The organism is Parashewanella sp. 2210YD4-3, from assembly GCF_056591735.1.
Window position 1 is genome coordinate 307,574 of the sequence record NZ_JBWQOG010000004.1, and the last position, 15,690, is coordinate 323,263.

The following is a 15,690-nucleotide window of genomic DNA, read 5'->3' on the forward strand; positions in this document are numbered from 1 at the left end:
GGTGCATTCTACAATAAAAAAATTACTGAATAAGCAAAGTTCTTCAAAAGTATCAGAATATTTTTCTACTGAGTTCAGAGATTTGCTGTCAGGGAGTAAGACAAATGTTCAGTTATGCCTACTAGCGTTAGCTTTTGCTATTGTGGCATCCAGTGTGATCATTCTTTTTCGGTGGCTATTACAAACTTCCTTCGAAATTACAGAGCTCAGACATACTGACTTTGTTGCTGATTTTACCGACTGGCGCAGTTATTTACCTTTACTTGGTGTTTTGCTCATTTGGTTCACGGCTCGACTAGGGTCTAAACGCTACAAACAAATGGGCATTGCCTACGTTTTACATCGTTATAAACTGTATTATGGAAAAATTCCCCTACCATCTGCACCAGGGCAATTTCTACAAGCACTGTTCGCCTTAGCAACTAATTTTTCAGTCGGCCGAGAGGGACCAGCAATTCATCTTGGTGCTGTGAGTGCCAGCGTTATGGCTGAAAAATTTAATCTTCCTGATAACAGTGTTCGTATCCTTAGTGCTAGCGGAGTTGCCGCAGGGATTGCGGCTACGTTTAATGCACCTTTAGCCGCTGTGATTTTTGTTTTTGAAGTCATTATCAGGGAATACCGTATCCACTACTTCTTCCCAATATTGATCTCAGCCGTATGTGGAGCGATGAGTAGTCAGTTAGTATTTGGCGATATCCATGAATTCGATGCTATCACCATCAATGATATGCCACTCAATCTCTACCCAACGTTATTAGCCAATGGTCTGTTACTTGGCTGTTTCGCTGCACTGCTAAATTCATCTTTACTGAAAATAACTGAAATCAGTCAACAATGGCCTTTACTCCCTAAACTGTTTTTAGCCGGAGTGGTCACCACGATTATTGGAATGTTGGTTCCACAAGCCTTAGGTAGCGACGGATTAGCCATCATGACCGCCACTGACACTTCGATTGGTATGACGTTTTTACTTGTTATCTTATTTGCAAAAACCATCGCGACAGTGAGCGCTATAGGGCTAGGGATCCCTGGAGGGTTAATCGGTCCACTCTATGGTATTGGTGCTGTGCTAGGAGCAATATTAGCGGGGATAAATGTCTACATACTTCCAGAGAGCAGCCCTTACATTGGTACATATACCATTATAGGGATGACTGTAATGATGGGCGTATGCTTAAATGCTCCCTTGGCTGCATTAGTCGCCCTTTTAGAGCTTACTAACGATGCCAACATTCTGCTTCCCGCTATGTTTGTAATGATCCCCGCTTTTCTGCTCGCATTCCAAGGGTTTAATTGCCGCTCAATTCTCCTACGGCAACTAGATATGATGGGGCTAGGATATAGAGTTCCACCATTGAATCTTGGGCTACAAAAGCGTGGGGTTCGCGCTGTAATGGAAAAAGAAATATTGATATTAAACCATGATCAACTCCAACACGGCGTTTCCACTCATAGCGCTGATAAATCGCTAGTGCTAATAAAAACAGACAATGGAAACATTCACCAATTAGCAAAAAGTGAAGATAATGCAGAAGCTTTCCAAGTTTCTTCAACGCCACTGAAATTACTGCCTGATACAGCAACTCTTGATGATGCATACCATCTTCTAGCTCCCTCACGTACCGGCGAAATCGCTATTTACCAAAAACAAACATCCAATATTGTTGGGCTGATAAGTTGGAATATGATTTATAAGGAAGTTCGGAAAGGTCATGTATAAATGACCTTTAGGGGTACCTTTCATTTTCAAAAACATACTAAATTCTATGTAGTTCTGGTAACATAGCCCCTCAGCAATATCTCTATACCTACTTAAGTATTACTCTATAAATTGGAAGATAGGCTGATGACACAATTAGAAGGATCCCACATCCTCTCGGTAAACCAATTTGATTTGGATACCCTCCACACTATTTTTTCTGTTGCTCAACGCATGCAACCTTACGCCCTAAGAGAAAGACGTACCCGTGTGCTTGATGGCGCGATTCTCGGCAACCTGTTTTTTGAGCCTAGCACCCGTACTCGAGTGAGCTTTTCCTCCGCGTTTAACTTACTGGGTGGAAATGTTGCAGAAACAGTCGGCTCTGGCACATCTTCTCTGTCAAAAGGAGAATCACTGTTTGATACCGCAAAGATGATGGCAACTTACTCAGATGTCATTGCCATGCGTCACCCAGAAAGTTTCTCAGTGCAAGAATTTTCCACTGGCAGTTGTGTACCAGTGATCAACGGCGGTGATGGTTCAAATGAACACCCTACCCAAGCACTACTTGATTTATTTACCATTGAAAAAGAGCTCAAAGATAAAAACAAAGACATCAATGGAATGAATATCGCAATGATGGGTGACTTGAAGTATGGTCGTACCGTACATTCTTTATCTAAGCTGCTTAGCCTTTATAAAAATGTGACCTTTACCCTGCTTTCTCCAACTGAGTTACAAATGCCTCAATATGTGATTGACCAAGTTGTGAATGCCGGGCATAAAGTGAACATCGTAGATAAAATTGAAGGCAACCTTGAAAACGCTGATATTTTGTATCAAACCCGAATTCAAGAAGAACGTTTTCCATCACAGGATGAAGCCAATAAGTATCGAGGACAATTTAGGCTAAACCAACGCGTTTATGCTCAACATTGTCATCAAGATACGGTAATTTTGCATCCATTGCCTCGTGATTCTCGCCCTGAGGCCAATGAGCTGAACGATGATCTAAACACAAATCCCAACTTGGCGATTTTCCGTCAAGCTGACAATGGCCTGCTGATCCGCATGGCACTTTTTGCGCTTACGCTTGGTGTTGACTCTCAACTAGAACAGCACGAGCTACCAGTTAATTGGTATGTAAGAAAGTAATTGATTTAATATTTAAGGAAAACCAAATGACCCGTTCTGATACGCTGTTTGAACAGGCTAAACAAACCATTCCAGGTGGCGTAAACTCGCCTGTTCGCGCTTTTAATGGCGTAGGTGGTACACCTCGTTTTATTGAAAAAGCCGATGGTGCTTATATTTACGATGCTGATGGTAATGCTTACATTGACTACGTTGGCTCATGGGGGCCGATGATCCTTGGTCACAACCACCCAAAAATTCGTCAAGCTGTTCTCGATGCTGTTGAAAACGGATTGTCATTTGGTGCACCAACTGAACTTGAAATCACCATGGCTGAAAAAGTGACCGCTATGGTGCCATCAATGGAACAAGTTCGTATGGTTAGCTCAGGTACAGAAGCCACCATGAGCGCGATTCGTTTAGCGCGTGGTTTTACCAGCCGTGACAAAATTCTAAAGTTCCAAGGTTGTTATCACGGTCATGCAGACTGTTTATTGGTTAATGCGGGTTCAGGTGCGCTAACATTAGGTCAACCAAGCTCTCCTGGCGTACCAGCTGATTTTGCTAAACATACGCTAACCGCCATCTATAACGATTTAGACTCGGTAAAAGCGTTATTTGAAACCTACCCTGAAGACATCGCTTGCATCATTCTTGAGCCTGTTGCGGGCAACATGAACTGTATTCCTCCTATCGATGGTTTCTTACAAGGGCTGCGAGACGTTTGTGACCAATACGGTGCATTGCTGATCATTGATGAAGTAATGACAGGTTTCCGTGTTGCTAAAGCGGGCGCTCAAGCACATTATGATGTTAAGCCAGATCTAACCTGTTTAGGTAAAGTGATTGGTGGCGGTATGCCAGTCGGTGCTTTTGGTGGCCGTAAAGAAGTGATGCAGTATATCGCGCCAACCGGTCCTGTTTACCAAGCAGGCACATTATCAGGAAACCCAATTGCGATGGCAGCAGGTCTTGCGCAAATGGAAGCCTTGGAAGAAGAAGGGCTTTATGAGGAGTTAGCTCGTAAAACCAAATACGTTGCAGAAGGCTTTAAAGCCTTAGCGGATAAACATAACATCCCGATGACCATCAACTATGTAGGCGCTATGTTTGGCTTCTTCTTCACTGAAGATGAAAAAGTGACGTCTTTTGAACAAGTAACAAAATGCGATTTAGAACGCTTTAAAGCTTTCTATCATGGCATGTTAGAAGAAGGCATTTATTTAGCACCAAGTGCGTATGAAGCGAGCTTCTTGTCTGCAGCGCATGATGATGCAGATCTTGAGAAAACGCTAGAAGCAGCGGATAAGGTACTAGCGAGCTTATAGTTTTCTCTTTTATATCCGTGATACTTCAAGGTACATAAATTCAGCATCTTGGAGTATCAATGACTTACTGTGAAGTGCTGAAGCGAATTCTAATTTCAAACAGGTGCTAGCTAAGTAAATCAGCAACTTTGCCCTCCATTTCAGAATCAGACATCGTCTTAAATGAGATACTCCTCAATAAATGTTGCTCAGCAGCCACCTTACTATCAGGGGTTTGATATACAGTGGCTCCTTTACCGGAGTCCCCCTTTAGAAACACCTCTCCCTTAACATACAAAGTGGCTCCTTTTAGCGCGGTATCCATAGCTTGAACAACACTTTTTTTATCGATAAATACTTCAGCCCCTTCAGCAGACTCCCCAGTAAAATTAGCTTGTGAGTCATGAAATTTTACTTTGCCTTTGAACAAAGATTCCCCCATGAATTCACTATATGATTTTTCCTTAAACGACAATTTGGCAAACGTCATTGACTTGTGTTTAAGCTTCACACTGTATTTCCCAGAAATTCGACAGTCACTTGCAAAACCTGAATCGTCTCTAAAATATATTGAAGCCCAAGTACCAATTTTGTTCTGAAAATCGGCTATAGTCCTGTACAAAGATGTCTCAAGAAAAACACTTACTCCATCAATCGCCTTACACCGTAAGTTACTTGGCTTAAGTGTTCTTTCTGTTAAAACGAAATCTCCCCTCAAACCACTCTTATACGCATAAAAGTTAATATCCCCCATTAGTACGGTATCAGGTGCAAGTTTTGAGTCTATCTCTAACGTCAATGGCAGAACGTCTTCAGCTAGAGAATCAGGCACATCAATCTTATACTCGTGGTATCGTTTTCCATCACGGTAACCATATTCACAATGTGCAGGGGAGCAATTTATTAATGCTCGTTTTTTAAATGGGAACTTCGGGTTAAGCAACACTTTTGGATTTTTGCAAGAACCAGTATTTCTGATCTCAAGAATAAATGGCTTTTCTGGCCAAAAAGTTAATATCGCTTTATCAATGGCTTTGATTGCTGCATAGCTGCATATTAATGAACACACAGCATCTACCGATAATTTTTGAACCGAGAATTCTTTAGTTGGTGGCAACAGTTTATCACTGAGAGCCTTCGACACTATCCCACCAGCAATAACAGCAGCGGTATGAACAACCGTAGGAACTTTAGAATGAACATACGCAACACCAAGACCAAACGTTGCCGTTCCAGAAAAAAATTCAGCTAATCGTTTGTCCTCAAAAACTTGCTCAGTCCCACACTCAACTACCCAGCTAACACCTTTAAAAATGAAGTGAAACCCAGTTGCTTCAATGCCTCCCCATACACCTCCTGCTATACCGGCCGGAATGGAGCCTGCTCCAAACGAACCTAAGACAACTCCCAGGCAGGCTACTTTCGCAACTTCGTTTGCCTTTTCTTTGGCTGTTTCAGCTAAGTAGTCAACGAATTCTACCTGCGCCGAGAGCTTGCTAAGAGGAGATAAGCAGGACATGTAGATCCTAAAATTAACGTTTTAGTAAAGGGTTTTAATTTTAATGATTTAAATTGAATGCTTACTTAACATAAATACTAAAAGAGCTTTTTTAATTTTTAAATTCAGCACATTAAGCATCTTTAATTAAACCATCATCTTGCTCAACAGCTATATAGAACAAGCATTCTAAGCTTCCCAAGTCTTTTTACTCGGTTAACAACGTTATGGACATTTGTATATGAAATAAATATGTGGTTTTATGCGCCAGATTTTTCGCTGAAAAAAGCACCTATACTGAATTTAATTTCCTATTAAGTAACGGAGCCATACATGCTCAATTATTTGCTCATTGGCCTTTCTGTCCTTGCCCTTGTTACCATTATTTTTGAAGACATCACCAAAATTAACAAAGCGAAAACGACTCTATTTTTGGGCTGTTTTTCGTGGGTGTGTTTATTTGTTGCTGCGGGGTCTCCTACTCACCAGCAAATCATCACTAAAGATTTGAATGAGAATTTACTTGAGATAGCGACCTTATGGCTGTTTTTAATGTCCACCATGACTTTTGTGGCCTATTTGAATGCCAAAGGTATGATCCAGTTGATCGTTCAAAAGATTTTTCCCAGTCAGATCTCTGTTCGACTACTGATGATACAGGTATCTCTGTTCGCCTTAATCCTCTCAACCTTTTGCGATAATGTCACTGCGACCTTAGTCACTTTGGGGCTATTAAGTACCTTCAACCTTAGCTCAGAAATAAAATTGAAAATGGCTGTTTTGGTGGTATTCGCGGTAAACTCAGGCGGTGTAGCTTTGATCACAGGAGATGTGACCACATTAATGATCTTCTTAAGCGGTCATGTAAAAATGTCTGAATTAGTCACCTTAATTATTCCATCAGCCATCAGTGTTATCTTGCTGTCCTCAATGTTTTCATACAACTTAAAAGGAACGGTAAGTACCACCAAAGTCGAAAGTAACTATAACGGTATTGATGTCGCTATTACGATTTTATTCTTTAGTACCATCTTGCTCACTATGTTGCTTAATATCCTGTTTGCTATCCCACCAGTTCTAACGTTCTTAACTGGCTTATCCGTAATGTTCTTACTAGGCAGTTTGTCACGCTCTAACCAAAAAGAACTGAAGATATTGGAATACATCAGACAGGTTGAATTTGACACTTTATTGTTCTTTTTAGGTATTTTGTTACTGGTTGGAATGCTTAAAGAAATTGGCGTGCTTAATACCTTAGCTAATGTCTATAGCCAGCACAGTGCCAGCGTATCAAACTATATTGCAGGTACTTTCTCTGCTTTATTAGATAACGTGCCACTGACGGCCGCATTATTAAAAGCCGATCCAAACTTAACGACTCCAGAGTGGTTAGGGCTAACCTACGGTGTCGGTGTAGGCGGTTCGTTATTGGTAATAGGAAGCGCAGCTGGTGTTATAGCTATGAGTAAAGTGAAAGAACTGACTTTTGGTAGTTACCTAAAGTTCTTCCCTGCATTACTCATATGCTACAGCTTAGGGTATGGACTGACACTGATCGTAGGTCGTTACTTTTTTGGTTAAGTAGCCGGTACAGAGAACTTCTCACCCGCTATTCCTAAAACAACATCTTGAGGGCGGATCTCTAAAATTTTCAATTTACCTTTAATGGTATCGCCCTCTTTTAGCTCTTTCCCATTTACACTTAAACGACGTTGTGATGGTGTGGTGGAATATAAATGCGCATTAATACTAAATTCCGGCACTTGTAATTGAACACTTGCAGGCAACTCTCCGTATTTAGGCACTTGCGTATATTTATCTTTGCCATTTGCTTCTAATTTCGGATCATCGGAAAACGGTTTTTGTACCGCTCTTTCATGCTCAACCTGACTCAATTCTTGTTTCAAGTTTTTGATGACTTTGTCTTGCTTGTGCTGTTCATCTGTTTTCAAGCCAACATCCGATGCGGCTAGCGCTACTTGTCTTTTTAATGCTTCTAAATCCAACGCCTTACTATTATTTGGTTTCGTGCCAAGCATTAGTTCTTTAGCTTGTTCCAGATCTGATTGCGTCTGCTCTGAACCATACTCACTGGCTATCGAACTGTTCTTATCTAACGGTTTTCCTAAAATGATGTGTTGAGTCTGCTTAGATTTTACCGTATCAGCAGCAGGTTGTGGCTGACTTGATTCATTTGTGGGAGTTTGTAATGTTTGAGAACTCGGCATGGTCGATATTGATTGACTGGGTGCCTGATAAGCCTGAGGGATCGGTAACGCCACTTTTCCCACTAAAGTAATTTGTGATTCCGCAGCAGGTTTTATAGCGACTTTTTCATCAGATTTAATCGGGGTTTGAACCGTTCCAACAGGCTTAAGCCACCACCAAGCAGCGGAAACACCAATAATAATAGCTAAAACTAGTCCAAACCAGTGCCACGGTAGTTGTCTGTCTGATTTCATAGAAGCCAACTGTCGCTGAGGGGAAAGCGTAGGGTCTAGCGGTGCACTTTTTTGTTTACTTTTGGTTACTGCATCAAGCAAAATCGACATTAGTATAACTCCTTAGCCGCAGATAAATCTGGGCCAGAATGCTCAGCATACAAACTCAATAGTACCAATGTTTGCTTGCCTGCAATACCGTCATCTAACAAACCATTTTGCTTTTGAAAATCTTTCAAATTTCGGATCAGTGACGCATCAAAATGAGTCATTTCCCTTGGTTTTTCGTGATTATAATTGGCGAGTTGATTTTCTAACCACTGGATTTGTTCAATGGGAGCGTAGCGGGTGATGGTTTCATTCGGTGCCCCTACATTCTGCCAAAATAATTCAAAGGTGCCATCATAATGTGCATCAAGCCAATCCTGCTCAACTTTTAATTGCTGCTCACCAAGTTGAATATAGGCCTTATGATCATCAACGGCCGCTAACACCGCATAGAATGGTTGTCCAGCGTCATCTTTAAGGTAGAGCACTGCGGGATAGCCCATTTTCAATAGTTTTTTCCAGTCCCCTTGCTGTTGATAGCAGTTTAATTGTTGCGCTTGCGCCGCTTGGCAACTGGTGAGATTTTGATAAGGCGTTTTATTCCAAAGTCCAAACAACACCGCAAACGCGGTATCAATATTACGGCTTTTAGAAATCACTTGAGTCAAAGCTGCACTTTCTCTCGGTAACTTTACAGAGTCAGTAACGCTGGCTTGATTAACTGAATTAGAATCAGCTTGAGGAGATTGCAGTTGAGTGAAACCAACATAAGCAACTGCAAAACTGGCGACTAAGGCACCAGCAGTAATTAGTGGCCATTTATATTTTGAAGTTGATGTTTCTTCCACGCCCAATATTTCTTGAGCGGCTTGGTTGACCATACGATGATCCAGCGGAACTTTCGACTGTCCATACCCTGCCATCAAAGTACGTTCACATAACAAGTTGATCAGCCTAGGTATACCGCCGGAATTCTTGTGTAACGCTTTGATGGATTTACGCGTAAAGAGTGGCTCATAACGCCCAGCTACTTCTAATCTATGTAGCACATAAAGCGCCACTTCATCTTCTGTTAACGGCAGTAAATGGTAACGAGCCGTGATCCGCTGTGCTAACTGCCTCAGCTCTTGGCGTCTCAGTAGCTGTTGTAATTCTGGTTGACCAATTAAGATCACTTGTAACAATTTTTTGGTATCAGTTTCTAAATTAGTAAGTAACCTTAATTGCTCTAACACTTCGGCTTTGAGGTGCTGAGCTTCATCAATGATCATTAAGGTATTACGACCATTCTTATGATTCTCAAGTAAAAACTCACTGATGCGATCGGTAAGCTGTTTTAGCGTTGGTGATTCTGGATAGCCGATTTTAAGTTCATCACATAAGGTCGCCAGCAACTCTAATTCAGTTAGCGCAGGATTAAGGATAAAGGCAGTATCGGTATTCTCTGGCAACTGCTTTAACAAGGTGCGTGAGACGGTGGTTTTTCCTGTGCCTACTTCTCCCGTTAACAACACAAACCCGCCAGTATCACCAAGACCATAGCTTAAATGTGCCAACGCCTCGCGGTGGCGGTCACTTAAAAACAAATACTCAGGGTTTGGAGCTATCGAAAACGGAGTATCCTTTAAACCAAAAAACGCTTTATACATACCAATGAACTAAATAATCGACAAATATGGCAACAACTTACGGCTAAGTGCTTTTATTGTCAAAGTTTTGTCTGATAAGCTTTAAACCTAAAAACACCAGTTGAACGCTAATTTAAGTAATAATTATTTAAATAAATAAATTTTATCAAACTTGGATTCATCTTATGAGTAAGTCGCTCTACGCTCACAAGCTTGCTAAAATGACCGATAGCTGCGTTGTAACTTTTGCAAATAGAATAACTAGTTGCGGCAAGCTACGCCTTGCTAACAATCATTTTTTCTACGCTTGAGAACGTAGCCAACTGATGTTTTTAGGTTAAGTAGACAAAATCAAAAGTGAATATTATCGTGAAAATATACCTTGTTGGTGGTGCTGTTCGTGATGCCCTTTTAGGGCTCTCTGTAAAAGATAAAGACTACATGGTAGTGGGCAGCACTCCAGAAGAAATGCTAAACCTAGGATACCAACAGGTTGGAAAAGATTTCCCTGTATTTCTGCACCCCAAGAGCCATGATGAATATGCCTTAGCGCGCACCGAGCGAAAAACAGGCGTGGGTTATGGCGGCTTTTGTGTTGACGCAAGCCAGTCAGTTACTTTAGAAGACGACTTGCTAAGACGAGATCTCACCATTAACGCTATCGCTCAAGATGAACAAGGCCAGCTTTACGATCCGTACAATGGCATCGATGACATCAAGAATAAAACCTTACGTCATGTATCAGAAGCCTTTGTTGAAGATCCACTTAGAGTATTACGAGTAGCACGATTCGCCGCTCGATTTGCACCACTTGGATTCTCAATTGCACCAGAAACCATGACTTTGATGACTCAACTATCAGCATCAGATGAGCTGCAAGCGTTAAGCGCCGAGCGTATTTGGCAAGAGTTAGAAAAAGTGCTGTCTTACTCTCAACCTCAAGTTTTCTTCCAAGTATTAAAAGACTGTGGAGCGCTTCAAGTCCTGTTTCCTGAAATTGAGCAATTATTTGGTGTGCCACAACCTGAAAAGTGGCACCCCGAGATTGATACTGGTATTCATACCCTCATGGTACTAGAGCAAGCAGCACGGCTCACTGAAGATAAACAAGTCCGCTTTGCTGCATTGGTTCATGATCTTGGAAAGGGCCTAACACCAAAAGATAAATGGCCTAGTCATCATGGTCACGGTCAACTTGGATTGCCTTTAATAAAAAAGATGTGTGAACGTTTACGAGTACCCAATAGCTACCGCGATTTAGCATTACTAGTAAGCAATTTACATCAAAATGTTCATACGGCTTTTGAATTAAAACCGGCAACCGTTCTTAAATTCTTTAACAGTATGGACGCATGGCGAAAACCAGAACGGCTATCTCAAATTGTTAAAGCCTGTCATGCCGATATAAGAGGAAGAACGGGCTTTGAACAGCATGAATACCCACAGGCAAACTATTTAATTGATTGCTTAAATTCCGCTAAAGCCATTGATGTGCAAAAAATAATTGCTTCAGGAATAACAGGTGCAGCCATTAAGCCTGAACTTGAGAAACAAAGAATACAAGCAATTGCTGATGTTAAAAAGCTGACAATTAGCTGACAAAAACACGATTATTCTAACGTCAAAATTGTCGCTAGCGTTTGCTATGGCAACATATGGGCACTATCTAATAGGGAGTGTCCTTACAATGAAAAAAATCCTCACCATTGCAGCATTAGGCTTACCTTTATTCTTAGCTGGCTGTGCCACCGATGCCGCATTACAAGATCATATTAAAGCCACCAATCAAAAGCTTGATCAACTTGGCGCTCAACTCAATGATCTTCAGTCTCAGCATGATCAACTCATGAATAATATTGATCGAAATCAGCAAGCGGCAAAACGAGCCAATAGTCGTTTAGATAACTTAGCCACTCACTATAAAAAGTAACCGTTTTGAGTTCGCTCTCAGGCGAGAGCGAACCTAACCTAACGGGTTATCTACCCAAAGAAAATCAAACCACACAGGGCAACACCGAGTAACAGTCGATAGATAACAAATGGGGTCATGCCCATTTTGCCAATCACTTTCAAAAAGTAATGAATACACGCATAAGCGGCAACAAAAGATACCATCGTACCAATGGTTAATGCCTGAACATCAATGGCTTCAGGTGAAGAAATGAGATCTTTAGTCACCAATATCGCCGCACCAAGCCCTACAGGAATAGACATAAGAAACGAAAATCGGACTGCCGCTTCACGAGTTAACCCTAAAAGTAACCCTGCTGTCATGGTTGCACCTGAACGAGAAGTCCCTGGGATTAAGGCTAGCATTTGTGCAAAGCCAATTAACAACGCCTTTTTCCATCCTGTTTGATATTCATCAAGCTGATGCTTTGAGATTTTATCAGCCCACCAAAGCAGCAAGCCGAAAACGATTGTTGTAGTCGCTATAGTTTCAATATTTCTAAAATGGGTTTTGATAAAGTCCATGCCCAAATAGCCAAAAATCACAGCTGGTAAAGTTGCCAAAACAATCCACCAAGCCAATTTACTATCAGGAGTTTGCTTTCGAGTGATTAAACTGGTTGTCCATGCTTTGGCCATTTGCCAAATTTCTTGACGAAAGTAAATGACCATAGCCAATAACGACCCTGTGTTTACGGCAACATCAAATGATAAACCTTGATCTTGCCAGCCAAATAACGGGGCCGCTAAGACTAAATGCCCTGAGCTTGATATTGGTAAGAATTCAGTCAATCCTTGAATGATTGCTAGAATAATGACGTGTAAAGTGTCCATTTAACATCCTAAAAAATATATCAAAAATTTGGTCTGGGGGGTTCACATCCAATCAAAGTCGATTGGTTTTAAACACTGAGAAGTTTTATCGTATTCTTGCCACAAATATGAGTAGCTTTTACCTAACTCGGGATGAGTCAAATTTGGCGCGATTTCAGCTAAAGGCCAGAGCACAAAAGCATTAAAGGAAATTTCACTGCGCGGTAGACGAACGGGTGACTGACATACTTTGTCGTCATACAAAAGCAAATCTAAATCTAAAGTACGAGAACTGAATTTTTTAGCATCTTTAGCGCGACCATTATCAAACTCAATGGCCTTTAAAATATCCACCACCTCATTTATAGTTCGTTCTGTCTCAGCCCCAACCACCATATTAAGAAAGTCACCACCATCAAAGCCAACGGCCTCACTTAAATAGACGGACGATAGGTGTAATGTTTTAAAATGGTTGGAAAGCGCTTGTAATCCCAACCTAAAATGCTTTTCAGGTTCGATATTACTCCCCACACTGATATATATCTGTGCCACGCCGCAACCTTAGTCTTGTTTTTGACGAGTGATTTCAACGGCCACATTTTGGCAGGCCTTTACTGCACCGGGTTTGTTAACGGTTACCATCACCCAAGGCACATTGAATTCAGACATCAGGCAATTAGCCACCATTTCAGCGACGGTTTCAATCAACTCAACAGGCTTTTCAGTGATCAGCTCTATTAAACGGTTAGATACAGTTTCGTAGCAAAGCGCATGTTGATAATCATCATTTTGAGCAGCTTTCGCAATATTCCATTGCATTTCAATATCGAGATATAAGCTTTGGTTAATTTCCTTTTCCCAATCATAAACACCGATAACGGTATCAACTTTTAATTGCTTAATGATGACTTTATCCATCAAAATAATTCCACACTTTAGAGGTCAGATAAGCATTAGTATCAAATAGAGATATAATGACTTTCTGCAGTCGCATATTGAACATTTGTGCTTTAGACTGTGAGCCTTAGCGATTATAATTTCAACAATGTCATATCAGACTGCATTAAGCAGGCGTGATAATACATTAACCAGAGTAAGGAAACCAACTTGAGTGAAATAGCATTAATCAGTGTCATGCTTATTGCAGCTTATCTATTGGGTTCGATTTCCTCTGCTATTTTGGTGTGTCGTTTAAAAGGCTTACCCGATCCCCGAACTCAAGGCTCTGGTAATCCAGGTGCCACTAACGTATTACGTGTAGGTGGAGCTGGTGCTGCTGCCTTAGTGCTATTTTTTGACATGCTCAAGGGTGCGCTTCCCACTTACCTCAGCTATAAGCTCAATATTGATTCTGTCTCTTTAGGATTTATTGCCATTGCAGCTTGCCTCGGACACATTTTCCCCGTCTTTTTTGATTTTAAAGGTGGTAAAGGCGTCGCCACTGCATTCGGTGCAATGGCGCCTATTGGTGAAGGCTTAGCTTTGTACTTGATGGGGACTTGGGTATTAGTGGTATTAATCGGCCGCTACTCTTCACTTGCTTCAATCGTTACTGCGATTATGGCACCTATTTTGACTCATTATTTAGATGACCGATTTACCATTCCTGTCGCGATGTTAGGCATACTGATTGTTATTCGCCATAAAGATAATATTTATCGGTTACTAAAAGGCGAAGAGTCTCGTTTTACCTTACGCAATAAACTGAAAAGAAAGCAAAAGTAAAGTTTGTATTCAGCTTCTTTGATGTAGCTTGTTGTTATCTAACTTTCTTGAAAAAGTTCAGAATGGCTACTTCTACGATTGATTTCCATACAACAATCGCAGGGTCTACCTACTTTGATATTTCAACTCAAAAGCTGACCCAATTGGCGATATCTGCAATTAGTGAATCCCAAACAGTTGAACTACATGATTCTGAAACAAGCCATAAGTTGCCAGTTGAAATACATTTCCAAAATAAGAAGAGGCTCTGGGTTGTAAGGGGTATTAAGCAACCTCAATTAAGTGAACAACAGTCTTTCCATCAAACTCCAACCGATTCACCGACGCCATTAAATATACAAGGTATCGCCCCACCCGCTTCTGTAGTGGACTCACGCTCAATATCAGACGAAGAAGAACCTGTATTGCAAGTTACGGATGAAACACAAGAGCAACCGGAACCACAAAACCACATAGCAACTCAACAATGCAGTCACCGAATTACAGCTGTATCCAAGCAATTAACACGTGAATTTTGCAATAAACTAAACCCCAGTTCTGATACACCTCATTTGTATCGAGCAATACTTTGTTTAAATAATACGGCATTAAATACATATCTGAAAAAAGGTTACAACTTATCTCAAACTGTCACCGCTTTATCGCCCAGAGTTTTACCAACTAAAAAAGTAAGATGCGAGCATTCAATCTTTAGCATCAAAGTTTTTAAAGCGTGTGATAAAATAGCGGTTTCGACAATTTGTAACGGCAGAGTCACCCTTTTACATCTCGCTATTCTTAGAGGTTGTAAAGAACAGGTAACATTGCTGATTGATGCTGGAGCTGATGTAAATTTTGTTCCATTCGAAGGAGTACCTCCACTGCAGACAGCATTACTTTGTAATCATCAAGATATTTTCAAAGCGTTAGTAGATGCAGGAGCGAGTCCACTCACAGAAAACAGCCAAGGTAGATCAGTCATAGAACTTGCAGCCACAAAAGGGGTAAATGAAACAGCTTTGTGCTTAAACGCACTGGCCAAATTAAAAACTCCAGCAACAAGCACTGAGCTTATAAAAGAAAGGGGAAAATTCCGAGCCATTATCGCAGCGATATCAGCCGATAAAAATCAAATTGTGCAATTATTATTAAATGACATTACTATCAAGACTCGTTTGTCTCCTGCCACGAATACCGATTCGGTTTTGCATTTAGCAGTAAAATCTGCTGCAAAAGCGCCTATAAACACACTGATTGACTATATATTAAAAAACAAATTAGACCTCGTCCTATCATATACCGATAGCGATGGAAAAACCTTTGTTCAAATAAAAGCATTTAAAAAACTGTCACATCATTTACAACACAGCATTCTTGTGCGACTGGAAGAGCATGATCGTCAGAAAAGGCTAAATCAACCATGATAAAGCCTATTAAAAAATAGTTTTGCTCATTCCTTAAA

At 40.9% G+C, this 15,690-nt stretch carries 14 protein-coding genes; 8 read left to right on the forward strand and 6 right to left on the reverse strand.

Going from position 1 to position 15,690, the window contains the following annotated elements:
* The first annotated feature begins 1 nt into the window (after position 1).
* From AC1EU0_RS08630 to hemL, 3 genes are all read left to right on the forward strand, one after another.
* Complete coding sequence (locus AC1EU0_RS08630; RefSeq protein WP_480302001.1) at positions 2 to 1,723, forward strand: chloride channel protein; 1,722 nt, start codon at positions 2 to 4, stop codon at positions 1,721 to 1,723.
* A gap of 126 nt (positions 1,724 to 1,849) precedes the next feature.
* Complete coding sequence (locus AC1EU0_RS08635) at positions 1,850 to 2,860, forward strand: aspartate carbamoyltransferase (protein ID WP_480302002.1); 1,011 nt, start codon at positions 1,850 to 1,852, stop codon at positions 2,858 to 2,860.
* Positions 2,861 to 2,886: 26 nt separating this feature from the next.
* Entirely contained in the window at positions 2,887 to 4,167 is a 1,281-nt protein-coding gene (gene hemL / locus AC1EU0_RS08640) for a glutamate-1-semialdehyde 2,1-aminomutase (protein ID WP_480302003.1), read from the forward strand.
* 106 nt (positions 4,168 to 4,273) lie between these two features.
* Here the strand turns inward: hemL and AC1EU0_RS08645 are convergent, their stop codons facing one another.
* Complete coding sequence (locus AC1EU0_RS08645) at positions 4,274 to 5,665, reverse strand: hypothetical protein (RefSeq protein ID WP_480302004.1); 1,392 nt, start codon at positions 5,663 to 5,665, stop codon at positions 4,274 to 4,276.
* Positions 5,666 to 5,977: 312 nt separating this feature from the next.
* Between AC1EU0_RS08645 and nhaD the strand changes: the two genes are divergently transcribed.
* Positions 5,978 to 7,225: a sodium:proton antiporter NhaD gene (gene nhaD / locus AC1EU0_RS08650; protein ID WP_480302005.1), complete on the forward strand. Its 1,248-nt coding sequence runs from the start codon at positions 5,978 to 5,980 to the stop codon at positions 7,223 to 7,225.
* On the opposite strand, the gene AC1EU0_RS08655 is transcribed toward nhaD, so the two are convergent.
* Together AC1EU0_RS08655 and AC1EU0_RS08660 are read right to left on the reverse strand one after the other, a co-directional pair.
* The gene (locus AC1EU0_RS08655) at positions 7,222 to 8,196 is read right to left on the reverse strand and encodes a general secretion pathway protein GspB (RefSeq protein ID WP_480302006.1); all 975 of its coding nucleotides are present in this window, start codon (positions 8,194 to 8,196) and stop codon (positions 7,222 to 7,224) included. The genes nhaD and AC1EU0_RS08655 overlap by 4 nt on opposite strands.
* Positions 8,196 to 9,782 carry an AAA family ATPase gene (locus AC1EU0_RS08660; RefSeq protein WP_480302007.1) on the reverse strand — a complete coding sequence of 529 codons (1,587 nt, stop codon included), beginning with the start codon at positions 9,780 to 9,782 and terminating at the stop codon, positions 8,196 to 8,198. The genes AC1EU0_RS08655 and AC1EU0_RS08660 overlap by 1 nt, the downstream gene beginning before the upstream one ends.
* Before the next feature lie 348 nt (positions 9,783 to 10,130).
* Here AC1EU0_RS08660 and AC1EU0_RS08665 point away from each other — a divergent pair, with 348 nt between their 5' ends.
* Positions 10,131 to 11,360 carry a multifunctional CCA addition/repair protein gene (locus AC1EU0_RS08665; RefSeq protein WP_480302008.1) on the forward strand — a complete coding sequence of 410 codons (1,230 nt, stop codon included), beginning with the start codon at positions 10,131 to 10,133 and terminating at the stop codon, positions 11,358 to 11,360.
* 88 nt (positions 11,361 to 11,448) lie between these two features.
* Positions 11,449 to 11,691 carry an LPP leucine zipper domain-containing protein gene (locus AC1EU0_RS08670; protein ID WP_480302009.1) on the forward strand — a complete coding sequence of 81 codons (243 nt, stop codon included), beginning with the start codon at positions 11,449 to 11,451 and terminating at the stop codon, positions 11,689 to 11,691.
* A gap of 50 nt (positions 11,692 to 11,741) precedes the next feature.
* Here the strand turns inward: AC1EU0_RS08670 and AC1EU0_RS08675 are convergent, their stop codons facing one another.
* From AC1EU0_RS08675 to folB, 3 genes are read right to left on the reverse strand one after another with little or no spacing between them, the layout of a single operon-like run.
* Positions 11,742 to 12,545, reverse strand: a complete 804-nt coding sequence (locus AC1EU0_RS08675) for an undecaprenyl-diphosphate phosphatase (protein ID WP_480302010.1) — start codon at positions 12,543 to 12,545, stop codon at positions 11,742 to 11,744.
* Positions 12,546 to 12,587: 42 nt separating this feature from the next.
* Entirely contained in the window at positions 12,588 to 13,076 is a 489-nt protein-coding gene (gene folK / locus AC1EU0_RS08680; protein WP_480302011.1) for a 2-amino-4-hydroxy-6-hydroxymethyldihydropteridine diphosphokinase, read from the reverse strand.
* 9 nt (positions 13,077 to 13,085) lie between these two features.
* Positions 13,086 to 13,442 carry a dihydroneopterin aldolase gene (gene folB, locus AC1EU0_RS08685; protein WP_480302012.1) on the reverse strand — a complete coding sequence of 119 codons (357 nt, stop codon included), beginning with the start codon at positions 13,440 to 13,442 and terminating at the stop codon, positions 13,086 to 13,088.
* 189 nt (positions 13,443 to 13,631) lie between these two features.
* Between folB and plsY the strand changes: the two genes are divergently transcribed.
* Together plsY and AC1EU0_RS08695 are read left to right on the forward strand one after the other, a co-directional pair.
* Positions 13,632 to 14,249: a glycerol-3-phosphate 1-O-acyltransferase PlsY gene (gene plsY, locus AC1EU0_RS08690; protein WP_121837144.1), complete on the forward strand. Its 618-nt coding sequence runs from the start codon at positions 13,632 to 13,634 to the stop codon at positions 14,247 to 14,249.
* A 62-nt stretch (positions 14,250 to 14,311) separates the two neighbouring features.
* Positions 14,312 to 15,652, forward strand: coding sequence for an ankyrin repeat domain-containing protein (locus tag AC1EU0_RS08695; protein WP_480302013.1), 1,341 nt, complete (start codon positions 14,312 to 14,314; stop codon positions 15,650 to 15,652).
* The last annotated feature ends 38 nt before the right edge of the window (positions 15,653 to 15,690 follow it).